1 protein-coding gene and 1 pseudogene are annotated in these 1,006 nt (G+C 37.4%); both read right to left on the reverse strand.

The annotated features are described in order from the left end of the window. A partial coding sequence (locus ACYVHJ_RS19390) for a SusD/RagB family nutrient-binding outer membrane lipoprotein (protein ID WP_460518147.1) occupies positions 1–545 on the reverse strand: 545 nt, incomplete at its 3' end. An 11-nt stretch (positions 546–556) separates the two neighbouring features. Then, positions 557–1,006 (reverse strand): annotated as a pseudogene (locus tag ACYVHJ_RS19395) (SusC/RagA family TonB-linked outer membrane protein); the annotation flags it as partial.

Here is a 1,006-nt window from a genome sequence, read left to right on the forward strand (position 1 = left end):
ATCCCTTCAATCATATTTTTTGCAGTTTTCAAATTGACCAAGAGTGTTTCATAAATCTCTTTTTGCTGGTCATATTTAGGGAAAACAATGCCTTCTTCCAGCTGATTGGTTTCTGAAAAGGGCACATCACCATAAATCTTTGTAGCTAGATCTATAAGTCCGGCTTGATATACCAAAGCTACCGCCTCAGTAAAAACGTTTTCTTGCTCTACACTAAGATCAGCCATGGCTTGAACATCTACTAAATTAGAGTAGATCGTTCCCCAGGGACTACTTTGTCCCGGCGTCCAATACAGGGCATTTAATTCTTCTGATTTATAACCATCTCCCACTTGGTAATACTGCAACAAGGAAGGAATCCTTGATCCCCAATAGCCAAATTCACTATAGGTATTAGCAAAATTATAAGTACTTGTAGTCAATAGGAAGTTTGGATCAACTTCGTTTACATCATTGGGACTTACATTCAATTTATCAAAATCACTACAAGAGTTTAAAATTGGAATGAATGCAATGGATAATATTATTATTATAATTTTCTTCATGATCAATGTTATTAAAAGCCAACATTTAATTTCACCCCTAAGCTGCGGGTACGTGGAATCACAGAGTAAAACTCATACCCTGGTTCATTCCTATTTCCTCTGGCGGTATAGGCAGTTTCAGGATCGATGAATACATTGTGCTTGGTCCACATAAATAAATTTTGTCCTAACAGCGATAATGACATATTTTGCAGGTTAAATTTATTTACGATAGCCTTAGGAAATCTATAGGTAATGGATACCTCTCTTAACTTCACATAAGTTGCACTATACAGGTTAGCAGATGCCAGGTATCTATCCGCTCCTTTTTGGGCGTTATATGGGCTGAGCCATATTGTTCCTGGACCACCAAAATTCTCAATATAGCCTCCTTGGCCATCTTCTCTAACACCTACATCAAAACTGGCATCATTCACATATACTTTTTCTCCATCTGCGTTAATATAGCTTCTGGCTTCTCT

Source organism: Cyclobacterium sediminis, from assembly GCF_054781075.1.